Below are 14,297 nucleotides of genomic sequence, written 5' to 3' on the forward strand. Positions count from 1 at the left end.
CTCTATAAAAAACCCCATCTTCATTCTCATAAATCATTCCTGATTGCTATATATAAAAATAATCCAGATAACTAAATGAAAAAACTTGATGTTGTTAATTTTCTTAAGGGCTTTTCGATTTTAACTATTGTTTTAATGCACTACCTTGACAGACTAGAAGGATTACCAAATGTTTTTTATTACGCTATAGATTTTGGTGGAAGTGGTGTTCACAGTTTCATTTTTCTTTCAGGATTTGGTCTAGCTCTATCACATTATAATAGACCGATCAATAACTGGTTAATTTTTTATCGAAAAAGATTGTTAAAAGTTTACATACCTTACAGTATATTTGTTATTTTTATTGCTTGTTTTAATCTTTTTATTCCTCTTTATAAGGACGGACTATATGCGCTTTTAGGTCATTTATTTTTGTATAAAATGTTTGATAATTCTATTATGACTAGCTACGGGTATCATTTGTGGTTTATTTCAACTATTATTCAATTTTATTTGATATTTCCCCTAGCTATTACATTAACTACTCGTTATAAAATTCGAGCTTTTATATGCTCTGTCGCTTTATCTTTGATGTGGAGTTATCTTGTATTCATTTCGGATCATGCTGACGAACGGGTTTGGAACAGTTTTTTCTTACAATATCTATGGGTGTTTGTTTTAGGTATATATCTAGCTCAATTATATTTTAAAGACGAAAGAAATTTTCACAGCATACCCTTACTACTATCTATTCCATTAGGAATTTTACTATCCAGTATATATGCTTCAATGGCTCTTTTCGGGGGAAATTATGGAAAGATATTTAATGATATTCCAGCATTCTTCGGCTATAACTTATTAGCTCTCAGTCTATATAACTTTAATTTTAGATTTTTAAATCAAAGTTTAATTAAACTCAACGGATTTTCTTATAGTTTGTATTTAATTCATATGTTTTTATTATCTTTACTTATCTATGGCTTAAAACAAATAAATCTCTCTTACAATTTCGGCTGGTTTTGTGTTCTTTTATTTATTCTTTTTCCCATCGCTTTTCGTATACAAAACTTAACCAATAGATTTTATAAGATTATCAAACTATAAGGAATCAGTTATAATCTGTTTATAGTGCCTAATGTTTGAACTCTAAGAAAATGATTAATAAACTTCAAGGAGAATCTAATATTGATGACTTAATTAACCAAATTAAGCATCAACACGGTGATGAGAAGAAAGAAACAGTGAATCAATCAAATAATAATGCTAACTCCAGCGATAATCTACTTCAACAATTTAAATCCAATTTTCAACAACAAAAAGGAAAATCTCAGCCACATAATCTTACTCAAAAGAAACCAGAAGTTAACGAAAATTTGCAACAGTTTAAGTCCAAATTCCAGCAACAAAAACAAAAATCACCGCAGCATAAGCTGACTCGAAACAAACCAGAAGTTAACGAAAATTTACATCAATTTAAACAAAAATTCCAACAAAAACAAGAAGCAGAAAGGGAAAAGTTTACTCATCAAAACCAGGAAGAAATACGCTATACTGAGCAAAGGAAGCAACAGCAGCAAAAACTATTGACTCGCCAAGCGAAAAAATGGCTAGAGAATCTAGACGAATACTCTGATGAGGGACTGTGGTTTGAGTCTTTCTCCCATAACTATCCTTCTCGCTTAGAGGCTGCTATAGAATACCTAGCTGTTTTAAACGCTTCCCCCTAGAGAAGTTTCAACTACTACCAGAACTTAATTAATTATTATGGCAATTTCACTAAGTAAAGGTCAAAGAATTTCCTTAGAAAAAGCAAGTCCTGGGTTAAAAGCAGCCTTTGTAGGACTAGGATGGGATATTAAAAAAGTCGATACAGGAAAAGATTTTGACATTGATTGTTCTGTTTTTTTACTAGGAGAAAATGAGAAATTAGTATCTGATAGTCATCTTATCTTTTATAATAACCTAAAAAGCCCCGATAACGACCATTCTGTTGAACACATGGGAGATAACCTAACTGGTGCAGGGGAAGGGGACGACGAAGTAGTATTAGTCAACTTTACCAAGATTCCTGATGAAATTAAAAAATTAGTTTTTGTTGTAACTATCCACGAAGCAGACAAAAGAAGCCAAAACTTTGGACAAATAGAAAACGCTTTTGTTCGGTTAGTGAATGTACAAACCAAAGAGGAAATATTACGCTACGATCTAACAGAAGACTATTCTATAGAAACAGCATTAATTACAGCAGAAATCTATAACAAAGACGGAGAATGGCGTATGACAGCCGTTGGTTCTGGATATCAGGGTGGTTTACAAGCCATCCTTAACCGTTATTCTGGTTAAAATCATTAATACAAAATTAGCAAAGATAAAACAAACAATTATGGGTATTTCACTCAGTAAAGGTCAAAGAATTTCCTTAGAAAAAGCAAGTCCTGGTTTAAAAGCAGCCTTTGTCGGGTTGGGATGGGATGTCAGACAAGTAGATACCGGAAACGATTATGACCTCGACGTTTCCATCTTTTTGTTAGGAGAAAACGAAAAGTTAATTTCTGACAATCATCTCGTATTTTATAATAACTTGAAAAGTCCTGATCCAGAGCATTCTGTTGAACACATGGGGGATAATTTAACAGGGGAAGGAGATGGAGACGACGAGGTAGTATTAGTCAACTTCACCAAGATTCCCGACGAAGTTAAAAAGTTAGTTTTTGTTGTTACGATTCACGAAGCAGACAAAAGAAGTCAGAACTTTGGACAGATACAAAATGCCTTTGTTAGATTGGTTGATGTACAAACCAAAAATGAAGTATTACGCTACGATCTAACAGAAGATTATTCCACCGAAACAGCCTTAATTATTGCAGAAATCTATAAAAAAGATGGCGAATGGCGCATGAGTGCTGTGGGTTCTGGTTATCAAGGGGGTTTGCAAGCTATTTTAAATCGTTATTATAACTAGGAAAAAATCATGGCAATTAACCTAAAAAAAGGACAAAGAATTTCTCTCAAAAAAGAAGCCCCAGGACTTACTAAAGTTATGTGTGGTTTGGGGTGGGATGTAAGTGAATCAAAAGGTCTTTTTGGTTTATTTAAAGGGAACGATTTTGACTTAGATGCTTCTGTTCTATGTTTAACCAGCAGAGATAAACTAAAGAGTAAATCTGACGTTATCTACTTCGGAAACTTAAACCATTCATCAGGAGCAATTACTCATTTAGGGGATAACTTAACAGGGAAAGGAGAAGGGGACGACGAACAAATTTTAGTGGATTTAACTAACATTCCTGATGATATTTTTAAATTAGTTTTTGTTGTCAATATCTATAAAGCTAAACAAAGACAACAAAGCTTTGGACAAGTTAAAAATGCTTTTGTTCGCTTGGTTAATCTAAGTAACAAACAAGAAATTGCTCGTTACAGTCTTTTAGGAGAAGAATACGACGGGAAAATAGGCATGATTTTAGCAGAAGTTTACCGCGATGAAGGGGAATGGAAAATGGTAGCAGTGGGTAAAGGTATAATGGTTGATGGATTACAAGAAATGACAAACCAGTTTTATTAAATAAAACAATGAGCGAAGAAATTTTTGAGAAAAAAGCCTCTTTTTTTGATAGGTGGGCTCCCAACTACGATATTATTTTTACCACCATTTTCTATCAATCCCTACACAAAAGACTCTTATCCTATATCAATCTACCTCATCCTTCTTTTGTGTTAGATTTAGGTTGTGGAACTGGCCGTTTATTGAATCGTTTAGCCAAAAATTTTCCTAACTTACAGGGAATAGGTGCAGATTTATCTCCTCAAATGTTGAAGCAAGCGCGAGCAACTAATCAACATCATCCTCGTTTAATTTTCACTCAAGGGAATGCAGAATCCCTTCCTTTTGCCAATAATCAATTTGATGCGGTATTTAATACCATTAGTTTTCTACATTATCCCAATCCCCAAAAAGTTTTCAGAGAAGTTAGTCGTATTTTAAAACCCCAGGGAAAATTTTATTTAGTGGACTATACCCGATTGTATTCTTCTAATTCTGTGCCTTTTTCTCCCGGAGGTATTCAATTCTATTCTCCTGAAAAACGAGAAGAGTTTGCTAACAGTGCAGAGTTAAAAACCGAAAATCATTACTATCTATTAGGACAAGTTTTGTTGAGCATTTTTGCTAAAAACTGGAGTTAAACTTATCTTGTCTCATACTTCACAACTTCATTGAACAGTATTATGATTTGTTTAATCATAGACTGACAATTTGAGACTTCTTAATTAATATATTAACTATTTTCTTTTTCTGCTTCTAATTTAGGAATTAAATAAAGATTTTTTAATAATACCCCGGCCCCCGCAACCCACGGAGGAAGAATTAAAGCACCCAAAATTCCTAGTAATTGAACTCCGCTTAATACAGCTAATAATTGATATAAAGGAGGGACATTAACCGAGGAACCAACCAATAAAGGATCGAGTACATAAGTTTCCAAATTTTGGATAATTAGAAATAGTAACAGTACCCAAAGAAACAACCATCCTCCTTGAGCAACTGCTACAATTAGAGCCGGAATGGAGCCTAAAACAGGTCCAAAAAAAGGTATTAAATTAGTAATTCCAGCAATAGTTCCCAACCCTAATGCAAACTCTCCTATCCCTAAAAACTTTAACCCCAAACTGACTGCTAAACCCAGAATAAAAGAAACTAATAATCTTCCTTGGATATATCCTCCCATTCTCTGACTAACTGGTATAACTTGGTCTTTCAATTTGTAATTCCAAGGAGTAGGAAATAAGCTAACAATGCCATTAATTAATTTTTGAGAACCTGACAGCATATAACCAGATAATAAAATGGCTAAGAATACATTAAGCACCCCCCCCACAATACCCCTTGTTAAACCACTAACACCGATTAATAATTGTTGACTTGATTTAAATGTCCAGGAGATAATAGATTGTAAATTAAACTGTTGATTGATGAAGTTAATAATTTCTGGTTCTGTAAAACTTTTATCTGTCATAAACAATTGAATCTGTTTACTAAGAGTTTCTATATATACTGGAAACTTCTCTAATAGACGTTGAAGCTGTGTTATTATTGTCGGTCCCAATAATAAACCTATTCCTGTTAACAGCAACAATAACATTAGATAAACGAAAATAACAGAAAACCAGCGAGGTATACCACTATCTTCGACACTTTTTACTAAAGGACTTAGAGTAGATGAGATAACCACAGCAATCATAAGGATTATAATTAATCCCTTGAGTTGCCATAATAACAATAGTAAGAATGCTGCCCCACCAATAAGAAACAAATTAGACAAAGAAAGAGCAATTTTTTGCTTAGGAATCATAATTTAATATAGTAATAGATTGTAAATTATCAGCAGGAGTAAAGTTAAAAATACGAGAATAAAAATAGAATTCACTATCCAAGGCGTACTTGATATTATCAGCTTGCCGAAATCCGTGTTGTTCTCCTTCAAAGGGAACATAGGCAACAGAAATTCCTTTTTTTGATAGGGATTCCACCATCATTTCTGCTTGATTAGGTGGAACAACTTTATCCTCTAATCCTTGAAAAAATATGACAGGACAATTCAATTGATCTGTAAAATTAATCGGCGATCGCTGTTCGTATATTTCCTTCTCTTCAGGATACTTACCTATAAGTTTATCTAGGTAGCGAGACTCAAATTTATGAGTATCTTTTGCCAATGATTCTAAATCTCCAATCCCATAATAACTGGCTCCTGCTTTAAAAGTATCATTAAAAGTTAATGCAGCTAAAGTTGTATAACCGCCGGCACTTCCTCCAGAAATAGCCAAGCGATCGCCATCTACTTTCCCTTGTTCAACCAAATATTTTGCTCCATTAATGCAATCATTAACATCCACAACTCCCCAGTTTTTCTCTAACCGTTGACGGTAAGCTTTTCCAAACCCTGTACTTCCCCCATAGTTAACATCTAGATAACCAAATCCTCTGCTTGTCCAATACTGTATTTTTAAGCTAAAGCTAGGAGTTGCTGACGCAGTAGGACCCCCATGACTTTTAACTAATAGAGGAGGTAATTCCTGCTCAGGAAAACTATAGTCTTTGTTCTTTGGAGCATAATACCAAGCATAGGCTTTTAGTCCATTTTCTGTGGGAAATTCTATTAATTCTGGTTCAGAAAAATAATCAGAATCGATATCAATTTGACTAGAACGCTTTAATATTTTAGTTTTCTCCAAACCTAAATCTAAATGAACAACTGATGTTGGCTCTAAAGACGATGATGCAACGAATACAGCCTGATTACCCCGACTGTGAAGAGAGCCGATATTACTGTAAGGAAGTTCCAAAATACTTAGCTGTTTATCAGGAATATTTAAAACTCCTAGATACCATCTACCATCCTGAGTATAAGTGCAAATGACTTTCTCCTTCGATACAAAAGCATAAGTACATAATCCAAATACCCAATGAGGATAAGAAAATTCAGCCGTAAAAGGGAAAATTGGAACGTTATTAAGGTTAGATTGATAACAATAAACATTGGCCCAACCAGACTGATCGCTGACATAGAATAGTTGACCATCTGGTGACCATTTAGGTTCATTTATGGACTCATCTACGTCCCCTGCAATCCATTTTATCTCCTTTAATGCTCCATCAGTTTCGACATTTGCTAACCATAGTTTCGTCCCATCCCAAGGCATATTAGGATGATTCCAACTAATCCAAGCAAGTTGTTTTCCATCGGGATTTAAACGGGGAGACGAATAGAAATCATCTCCCTCAATAAGAGTGGTTATTTCTCCTGTATTAATATCAATAGCAACAATTTTGTTTTCACATTCCCTATCAGGATTACTATGATCTTCACACACACTAATTAGACGATTTAGATTGGTATCTAAAATAAAATCTGCATAACGACATTGATTTTCAGGGGTTAAAGGTTTTGCCTCCTCGTTGGGTAATTGTTGATAAATGCGTTGATCTTGATAATTAACAAAATAAACCACACCATTATCAACTAAAAAAGCACCGCCTCCATATTCGTGAACACGAGTACGAACATTAAAAGGTTGAGGAGTAATTTCGGTGATTTGACCATCAGGACTATATTTAACTAATACATTGCGTCCCTTTTCTTGGGGTCTTCCTTCTAACCAATAAATATCATTATTATCAAAAACAACACCTCCTAAAGAAATGCTTTGAGCAACAATTAAATCAGATGTGATCGGAGATTTCCAGGAACCAAAAGGAGCTATTATGGAAGGTGACATAATTGAAGATTTTGAGGATTAAGATTGAGAATATCTTACGTTACTTTAAGGTGAATAATTTTCAGGGAACGTCGAACCTATAACAACGGTCAATTATAACGATAATCAACGAGAAAAGCACGGGAGTAGTGACAATGGTTAAAATACGGGTGGGATTATTATTTGGTGGGCGATCAGGAGAACACGAAGTTTCCATTAATTCAGCACAAGCTATTGCCCAAGCATTGCAAACAGGAGAAAATGCCAATAAATATGATATACTTCCCGTATACATTCAAAAAAATGGTGTCTGGGCTGCAGAAGACATAGCGAATAAAGTCCTAGAAACCAAAATTCCTTCCTCTCCTGAACACACCAACCCATCTGAACTATGGAAGTTTCCTCTCTCCGTCCAAGAGGTAGATGTGTGGTTTCCTGTGTTACACGGACCCAACGGAGAAGATGGAACCATTCAAGGTTTATTGACTCTGATGCAGGTTCCTTTTGTGGGCAGTGGGGTGTTAGGATCGGCGGTAGGCATGGATAAAATTGCTATGAAAATGGCCTTTGCTGAAGCCGAACTACCTCAAGTTAAGTATAGGGCAGTTGAGCGATCGCAAATCTGGTCTAACCCTTGTATCTTTCCTAAACTTTGCGACGACATCGAAGCTGCGTTGGGGTATCCTTGCTTTGTTAAACCAGCTAATCTAGGATCATCGGTGGGTATTGCCAAGGTGCGATCGCATTCTGAGCTAGAAAAAGCCTTAGACAACGCAGCTAGTTACGACAGACGTATAGTCATCGAGTTAGGAGTCACAGCTAGAGAGTTAGAATGTGCTGTTTTAGGTAATGATAACCCCAAAGCATCTGTGGTGGGGGAAATTACCTTTGATGGCGATTTTTACGACTACGAAACTAAGTATACAGAAGGTCGTTCTCAAGTACATATTCCTGCTAGTTTACCAGAAAAAATTGTCGCTCAAATTCAAGAGATGGCTGTCCAAGCTTTTAAAACAGTTGATGCTGCTGGTTTAGCGAGAGTGGACTTTTTTTATGTGGAAGAAACCCAAGCAATTTACCTCAATGAAATTAATACTTTACCAGGATTTACTAAGTTTAGTATGTATCCGCAATTGTGGCAAGCAACAGGCATAAGTTTTGAACAATTAGTGGATCAATTAATACAATTAGCACTAGAAAAATAAACTTATTATTTCATTTACCAGCCCAAGTTCTTAATAACCATCCCAAAATAACCCCTAACCCACCAAAACGAATAATTTGCCAAAACACCTCTCCTAATAACCCTTGACGAATTCCCTGCCAAAATAGAGTATTTAGGTCTTGATCGTTTAACAAATTAGTTTCTAGATCAATGGTTAACTGTTGGATTTCCTCTTTGATTTTTTCCAATTCTGTAGTATCTTCTGAGGGGACAGTGTTTAACCTCTCTTCTAAGTCTAACTTCTGTTTTTGAGCCTGTTGAACTGTTTTGTAGCGTTCCTTAACCTTAATTAGCGATCGCTCTACTTCCATCAAAGTAGTTTCAAATTCCTCGTCAGGGCTTAGGGGCTGATTAGGTTCCATAGAGGACATTGTCTGTGTTAAACTCCGTGCCTAAAGCAACGACCCATAGCCACACTCAATATTTTGGAGCTTATGGGTTTATTTATACCCTAATGATAATTGATGTTAGGTTTACTTTTCAACTAATCCATTTTAATGAGTTAACATAAGTTTAGAGATCATAGCCCACGGCATAAATATGTCTATGGGTTGTTCATCTAGCACTCCCAAAAGTTACCTAGTTTTATAGGAGAAAAAGGAAACATGAATCAAGGTAAAATTGTCGCTGTTATTACTGGTGCCATTTCTGTTTTTTTAGCAATTGCATATTTAGTTATTGTCCAGTTATTAGACTTTCGAGGAGAAATGATTCCGGCTCCAACTTTAGAGACAATCTCCAATTTATCGGCAGTTGTAGAAGTTAGCCGATATTCCTCAGAAATCCTGAAATTAATATCCTTAAACTAGATAACTGAAGCTTTGCAATGATAACTTTTGCTCACTAACTTTTTGACATGATTCCTTTGCAACTTACCCTAAAAAATTTCTTGAGTTATCGAGATATCGCCCTCGATTTTAGAGGATTACACACAGCTTGTATTTGTGGGTCAAATGGCGCAGGAAAATCCTCTTTATTAGAAGCAATAACTTGGACAATTTGGGGAAAAAGTAGAACCGCCTCCGATGAAGATATAATTCATACTGGTGCAGAGTACGTTAGAGTTGATTTCCAGTTTATTTGTTATGAGCAAACTTATCGTATTATTCGTAGTCGTCCAAGAGGAAAAAATAATAGTTTAGACTTTCAAATTAATAGTAGTAGTGGATTTATATCTTTGAATGGAAAAGGGGTTAGGGCTACCCAGGATATTATTATTTCCACCTTAAAATTAGATTACGATACTTTTATTAATTCAGCTTATCTACGACAAGGAAGGGCTGATGAATTTATGTTACGGGGAGCAACAGAAAGAAAAAAAGTTTTAGCTGAATTATTAAAATTAGATCAATATCAAACCTTAGCGGAAAAAGCAAAAGATTTATCTAAGCAATATAAAGGACAATTTGAACAAATTAAATTCAGCTTAGATAAGATAAACCAACAGATAGAAGACAGAAAAAATATTAATAACCAACTAGAAACTACTAATGAAGCAATTGAAAAACTACGAGACGTACAGCAAATAGATAGAGAAAAATCACAGAAAATTACAGAAAAAGACAGTCATCGGCAAGCTTGGTTAGAACAATTAAAATGGCACCAGAATAAATGGCAAATATTGGAAAAAGAAACTCAAAAATTGTCTCAAGAAAAAACTGAATTGGGGGAGAGAATTCACGAAGCAGAAATCATAATCGATCAAGAAAAAGAAATAACAGAAAAATATGAAGAGTTGTTAATTTTACAAAAACAAGAAGAAAACCTATCTAATAAATTTCAACTATCACAAGAACTGCAACAGAAAAAACAAAAACTAGAAAAAGAAATTTTGACGATAAATAATCAACTGCAACTCAAGATTAATCGAGAAAAAACTGGGTTACAGCAGTTGGAAGAGACTGAAAAAAATTTACAAAAAATAATTAATCAATCCGAGGATATTAAGGTAGCTGTCCAAAAATTGACCCATCATCGTCAAAGGTTACAAGAATTAGACAAATTACAACACAAAGTCGCCCCTTTATTAAAACAAAAGCAAAAATTAGAAACAGAATTGGAAAAAATAAAAGCAAATTTAGAAGCTAAGCTAGAACAATATAACAATTTAGAAATTCAATACAATCAAGAATTAGGTAAAATACCAGAAAGAAGACAACTCCTTTTAAAATTAGATAATGAGATACAGGAAATTGACAATCAAAAAGTGTATCAAAAAAGGATTAGAGAAAAATCCCAGGAAAAAAAAATTATCCAAGAGAAACTAGTCATAAATAAGGAGCATTGCATTGAAAAAATAGAAGAACTACAGCAAAAAGTCAACCTACTAAGTAATCCTGATTCTATCTGTCCTTTGTGTGAGCAAAAACTAGATGAAAGTCGTCGTCATAGTGTTATTAACAAGACTCATCAAGAGCAGCAAACCTTGCAAGAACAGATTTGGATTTTGCAAGAGGAAATATCTGTTATGCAACGCAATATTAAATCATTAATTATTGAGGATAAACAGTTAGATACTAACCTCCAAAAATTGGGTAATATTCAACAAGAATTTTCTCAAATAGAAGCTCAGCTTGATCAAGCAGGGGAAGTAAAAGTTAAGTTAAAAAAGTTGCATAAAGAAAAGGAATGTATCAACAACCTAATCGCAACAGAAACATACGGAATAGAAACACAACGGGATCTTGAAACTATTAATATGCGACTAGAGCAACTTAACTACGATGAGCAAAGTCACGGGTTAACTAGAGGAGAAGTGGACAGACTAAGATGGGCAGAAATTAAGCAATCTAAAGTAGAAGATGCTATTCGTGATCGAAGAAAAATATCTCAACAAAAACCCGAAATCATAGCACAAATTGAACATTTAGAAACAGAACTAAAAAATCTAGAAACCGATTCAAAACTTACACAGGATGCTAATAATATAGAAAAAGAAATAAAAGACTTAAATTACGATAGAGCTTATCATCAAAGAATTTCTAGTTACATTCGTAAGTCCCAATCTTGTGTCATTGATTATCAGAAATTGCAAGACATAAAAGAACAATATCCTCGATTACAAGAACAGTTTGCAAACATTTCCATAAGAATTGACAACAACAAAGAGGAACAAGAAAATACAGAAAAATTTATCGAACAGTTATCATCTCAACTAGATACTATTGAAGATCATAGCCAAGAAATTAAAATCTTAGAAACAAAACTAAAAGAACAAAGAAAAACATTAGACAATCTACTTGCAGAACGAGGAAAAATTGAACAATCTTTATCTCAATTAGACAGCTTAAAAAAAGATCAACAAGAACAAGAAAAACAATATAATAAAGTTCGCAAACAATATCGAGTATACACAGAGTTAACTACAGCTTTTAGTAAAAATGGTATTCAATTGTTGATGATTGAAAACGTTTTACCACAATTAGAAGCAGAAACAAATCAGATTTTATCACGATTAACAGGTAACCAGTTCCATATCAGATTTGTAACCCAAAAGGTAGGAAAAAGTGGGTCTTCTCGAAAAAAATCTACTAAAATGATAGACACATTAGATATTATTATCTCAGATGATAAAGGGAGTCGTGCCTATGAAACTTACTCAGGTGGGGAAGCATTTAGGATTAACTTTTCTGTTCGCTTAGCTTTAGCTAAATTATTAGCACAACGAGCAGGAACCACACTACAAATGCTAATTATAGATGAAGGTTTTGGAACTCAAGATGCGGAAGGTTGCGAGCGTTTAATCGCAGCTATTAATGCTATTTCTTCTGACTTCTATTGTATTTTAGCTGTCACCCATATGCCCCAATTTAAAGAAGCTTTTCAACATCGTATTGAAGTATATAAAACTAATCAAGGATCAAAAATTAATTTAGTTAGTTAGGTGTCTTGACAGAGGTAAAGTCTGTAGTTTAATTTTATGTTATTTTGAAAATTAATTTGGTAATATTAAATTAAGGTTGTGTTATCGAGGTTAAGTAATTATGGCTAATTCTATAGAAATAAACTGTGATTCCTTACAAATGACAGATGAGCAATTTTTTCAACTGTGTCAAGACAATCGTGACTTAAGGTTTGAAAGAAATAGCAATGGAGATATATTAATTATGCCACCAACTGGAGGAGAAACAAGCAACAGCAATCTGAAAATTATACAACAATTAGGAATATGGACAGATCAAGATAAAACAGGAATTGCTTTTGATTCTTCTGGAGGATTTACATTACCAAATAAGGCAGATAGATCCCCCGATGCTTCATGGATACCTCTAGAAAAATGGAATAACTTAACCTCTCAACAGCGTCAAAAGTTCTTACCTTTATGTCCTGATTTTGTCATTGAATTGCGTTCTCCCAGTGATAGTTTAAAGACGTTACAAAATAAAATGAAAGAATATCTAGAAAATGGGACAAAATTGGGATGTTTAATTAATCCAAAAGCTAAACAAGTGGAGGTTTATAGACAAGGGAAAGAAGTAGAGATATTAGATAATCCCAAAATATTACCAGGGGAAGATATATTACCTGATTTTGTATTAGATTTAGAATCAATTTGGTAAAATTAAATTAAGGTTATGTTATTGAGGTAAATAAATTATGATTAATCCTCTAGAAATCAACTGCGATTCTTTACAAATGACAGATGAGCAATTTTTTCAACTGTGTCAAGATAATCGGGATTTAAGGTTTGAAAGAAATAGCAATGGAGATATACTAATTATGCCACCAACTGGAGGCGAAACAAGTAACAGAAATAGTTCAATCAATTATCAACTTTACGCCTGGAATCTTAAAAATAAATTAGGTATTACTTTTGATTCATCAGCAGGGTTTACATTACCAAATAAGGCAGATAGATCCCCCGATGCGTCTTGGATACCTCTAGAAAAATGGAATAATTTAACCCCTCAACAGCGTCAAAAGTTCTTACCTTTATGTCCTGATTTTGTTATTGAATTACGTTCTCCTAGTGATAGTTTAAAGACGTTACAAAATAAGATGAAAGAGTATTTAGAAACTGGCACAATGCTAGGATGGTTAATTAATCCAAAAGCTAAACAAGTAGAAATTTATCGACAAGGAAAAGAAGTAGAAATATTAGATAATCCAACGACTTTATCAGGGGAAGATGTATTACCTGATTTTGTCTTAGATTTAGAATTAATTTGGTAGAAAAAATATTAATTTTTACAACAAAACCTTGATATTGTCAACAGTTAAGCATGGTTTTAACAGTATTAAACCGATCCGCTAATAATAAAAATTGAGCTTAATCATAAAGTATTTGAAATAATAATATTATGCTCCTAAAAAGTTTATAGTTCAATTAAATATTGTTCTTTTCTACAGTATTCAGCAATTAATTTTTTTTACGTTCTTTGAAATCGAATTAGTATTGATATCAGGATAAAAATAGAACAGACTAATGCGAATACTAACAGTAACAGTGGGATAGCATCCACATTAAAGTTGTTTGCAGTTCGGAGTGAGTTAAGATAAAGATTCATATATTATCGTTATAATCTAGATTATAGTCATCTAACCCATCCAACTCTTATCTTAATAATTATCTATAGATTTAAGTTAGATTATACTAATGAAAAGTTATCTAGAAATCATTGGATTAATGGAATAGATGACTTTCAATATGAAATTGAAAGAAGATTAACGAAAACACTTTTAAATAAAATTCATCTTGAACCTGAATATGAACTCGCAAAACGTAAAGTTTTAAGACTGTATAATGTTAAATTACCTGATGTTTGTCATTATAATTTTGAATATTGGGACTTTAGCTAGAATATAAGTTGAATCATGCGCTAATATAGATAGGATA

Annotated in this window: 15 protein-coding genes; 12 read left to right on the top strand and 3 right to left on the bottom strand. The window is 33.6% G+C overall.

The window, feature by feature from the left end:
• The first annotated feature begins 75 nt into the window (after positions 1 to 75).
• From P9B04_RS03255 to P9B04_RS03280, 6 genes are read left to right on the top strand one after another with little or no spacing between them, the layout of a single operon-like run.
• On the top strand, positions 76 to 1,083 hold the full coding sequence (locus P9B04_RS03255; RefSeq protein ID WP_342053565.1) for an acyltransferase family protein: 1,008 nt from the start codon (positions 76 to 78) through the stop codon (positions 1,081 to 1,083).
• Between the two features lie 50 nt (positions 1,084 to 1,133).
• The gene (locus P9B04_RS03260; protein WP_342053566.1) at positions 1,134 to 1,706 is read left to right on the top strand and encodes a salt stress protein, Slr1339 family; all 573 of its coding nucleotides are present in this window, start codon (positions 1,134 to 1,136) and stop codon (positions 1,704 to 1,706) included.
• Positions 1,707 to 1,743: 37 nt separating this feature from the next.
• Positions 1,744 to 2,322 carry a TerD family protein gene (locus tag P9B04_RS03265; protein WP_342053567.1) on the top strand — a complete coding sequence of 193 codons (579 nt, stop codon included), beginning with the start codon at positions 1,744 to 1,746 and terminating at the stop codon, positions 2,320 to 2,322.
• Positions 2,323 to 2,362: 40 nt separating this feature from the next.
• Positions 2,363 to 2,941 carry a TerD family protein gene (locus P9B04_RS03270; RefSeq protein WP_342053568.1) on the top strand — a complete coding sequence of 193 codons (579 nt, stop codon included), beginning with the start codon at positions 2,363 to 2,365 and terminating at the stop codon, positions 2,939 to 2,941.
• A gap of 9 nt (positions 2,942 to 2,950) precedes the next feature.
• Positions 2,951 to 3,544, top strand: a complete 594-nt coding sequence (locus tag P9B04_RS03275; RefSeq protein ID WP_342053569.1) for a TerD family protein — start codon at positions 2,951 to 2,953, stop codon at positions 3,542 to 3,544.
• An 8-nt stretch (positions 3,545 to 3,552) separates the two neighbouring features.
• Positions 3,553 to 4,164, top strand: a complete 612-nt coding sequence (locus P9B04_RS03280; protein ID WP_342053570.1) for a class I SAM-dependent methyltransferase — start codon at positions 3,553 to 3,555, stop codon at positions 4,162 to 4,164.
• A gap of 92 nt (positions 4,165 to 4,256) precedes the next feature.
• Here the strand turns inward: P9B04_RS03280 and P9B04_RS03285 are convergent, their stop codons facing one another.
• A complete protein-coding gene (locus P9B04_RS03285; protein WP_342053571.1) occupies positions 4,257 to 5,330 on the bottom strand; it encodes an AI-2E family transporter in 1,074 nt (357 codons plus the stop codon).
• Positions 5,320 to 7,257, bottom strand: coding sequence for a S9 family peptidase (locus P9B04_RS03290; RefSeq protein WP_342053572.1), 1,938 nt, complete (start codon positions 7,255 to 7,257; stop codon positions 5,320 to 5,322). The genes P9B04_RS03285 and P9B04_RS03290 overlap by 11 nt, the downstream gene beginning before the upstream one ends.
• 134 nt (positions 7,258 to 7,391) lie before the next feature.
• On the opposite strand from P9B04_RS03290, the gene P9B04_RS03295 reads away from it, so the two are divergent.
• Positions 7,392 to 8,441 (top strand): D-alanine--D-alanine ligase family protein, encoded by a 1,050-nt coding sequence (locus P9B04_RS03295; RefSeq protein ID WP_342053573.1) that lies wholly within the window; start codon positions 7,392 to 7,394, stop codon positions 8,439 to 8,441.
• 10 nt (positions 8,442 to 8,451) lie between these two features.
• Here P9B04_RS03295 and P9B04_RS03300 read toward each other — a convergent pair whose 3' ends face one another.
• On the bottom strand, positions 8,452 to 8,823 hold the full coding sequence (locus tag P9B04_RS03300) for a hypothetical protein (RefSeq protein ID WP_446717964.1): 372 nt from the start codon (positions 8,821 to 8,823) through the stop codon (positions 8,452 to 8,454).
• Positions 8,824 to 9,066: 243 nt separating this feature from the next.
• Here P9B04_RS03300 and P9B04_RS03305 point away from each other — a divergent pair, with 243 nt between their 5' ends.
• The 5 genes from P9B04_RS03305 (at position 9,067) to P9B04_RS03325 (ending at position 14,260) form a co-directional block, all read left to right on the top strand.
• A complete protein-coding gene (locus P9B04_RS03305) occupies positions 9,067 to 9,270 on the top strand; it encodes a hypothetical protein (protein WP_342053579.1) in 204 nt (67 codons plus the stop codon).
• A gap of 47 nt (positions 9,271 to 9,317) precedes the next feature.
• Positions 9,318 to 12,344, top strand: a complete 3,027-nt coding sequence (sbcC, locus tag P9B04_RS03310; protein WP_342053575.1) for an exonuclease subunit SbcC — start codon at positions 9,318 to 9,320, stop codon at positions 12,342 to 12,344.
• Positions 12,345 to 12,444: 100 nt separating this feature from the next.
• Positions 12,445 to 13,020, top strand: a complete 576-nt coding sequence (locus P9B04_RS03315; RefSeq protein WP_342053576.1) for a Uma2 family endonuclease — start codon at positions 12,445 to 12,447, stop codon at positions 13,018 to 13,020.
• A gap of 37 nt (positions 13,021 to 13,057) precedes the next feature.
• On the top strand, positions 13,058 to 13,633 hold the full coding sequence (locus P9B04_RS03320; protein WP_342053577.1) for a Uma2 family endonuclease: 576 nt from the start codon (positions 13,058 to 13,060) through the stop codon (positions 13,631 to 13,633).
• A 390-nt stretch (positions 13,634 to 14,023) separates the two neighbouring features.
• On the top strand, positions 14,024 to 14,260 hold the full coding sequence (locus P9B04_RS03325; RefSeq protein ID WP_342053578.1) for a DUF29 family protein: 237 nt from the start codon (positions 14,024 to 14,026) through the stop codon (positions 14,258 to 14,260).
• Positions 14,261 to 14,297: the final 37 nt, after the last annotated feature.

The sequence above is a fragment of the Crocosphaera sp. Alani8 genome (genome assembly GCF_038442745.1).
Lineage (GTDB): Bacteria > Cyanobacteriota > Cyanobacteriia > Cyanobacteriales > Microcystaceae > Crocosphaera.

Excerpts from the sequence above, each read along its gene's own strand:
- P9B04_RS03275 (WP_342053569.1), top strand. The coding sequence starts at position 2,951 with ATGGCAATTAACCTAAAAAAAGGACAAAGAATTTCTCTCAAAAAAGAA.
- P9B04_RS03265 (WP_342053567.1), top strand. The coding sequence starts at position 1,744 with ATGGCAATTTCACTAAGTAAAGGTCAAAGAATTTCCTTAGAAAAAGCA.
- P9B04_RS03300 (WP_446717964.1), bottom strand. The coding sequence starts at position 8,823 with ATGGAACCTAATCAGCCCCTAAGCCCTGACGAGGAATTTGAAACTACT.
- P9B04_RS03320 (WP_342053577.1), top strand. The coding sequence starts at position 13,058 with ATGATTAATCCTCTAGAAATCAACTGCGATTCTTTACAAATGACAGAT.
- P9B04_RS03295 (WP_342053573.1), top strand. The coding sequence starts at position 7,392 with ATGGTTAAAATACGGGTGGGATTATTATTTGGTGGGCGATCAGGAGAA.
- P9B04_RS03315 (WP_342053576.1), top strand. The coding sequence starts at position 12,445 with ATGGCTAATTCTATAGAAATAAACTGTGATTCCTTACAAATGACAGAT.
- P9B04_RS03285 (WP_342053571.1), bottom strand. The coding sequence starts at position 5,330 with ATGATTCCTAAGCAAAAAATTGCTCTTTCTTTGTCTAATTTGTTTCTT.
- P9B04_RS03270 (WP_342053568.1), top strand. The coding sequence starts at position 2,363 with ATGGGTATTTCACTCAGTAAAGGTCAAAGAATTTCCTTAGAAAAAGCA.
- P9B04_RS03255 (WP_342053565.1), top strand. The coding sequence starts at position 76 with ATGAAAAAACTTGATGTTGTTAATTTTCTTAAGGGCTTTTCGATTTTA.
- P9B04_RS03280 (WP_342053570.1), top strand. The coding sequence starts at position 3,553 with ATGAGCGAAGAAATTTTTGAGAAAAAAGCCTCTTTTTTTGATAGGTGG.
- P9B04_RS03290 (WP_342053572.1), bottom strand. The coding sequence starts at position 7,257 with ATGTCACCTTCCATAATAGCTCCTTTTGGTTCCTGGAAATCTCCGATC.
- sbcC (WP_342053575.1), top strand. The coding sequence starts at position 9,318 with ATGATTCCTTTGCAACTTACCCTAAAAAATTTCTTGAGTTATCGAGAT.
- P9B04_RS03305 (WP_342053579.1), top strand. The coding sequence starts at position 9,067 with ATGAATCAAGGTAAAATTGTCGCTGTTATTACTGGTGCCATTTCTGTT.
- P9B04_RS03260 (WP_342053566.1), top strand. The coding sequence starts at position 1,134 with ATGATTAATAAACTTCAAGGAGAATCTAATATTGATGACTTAATTAAC.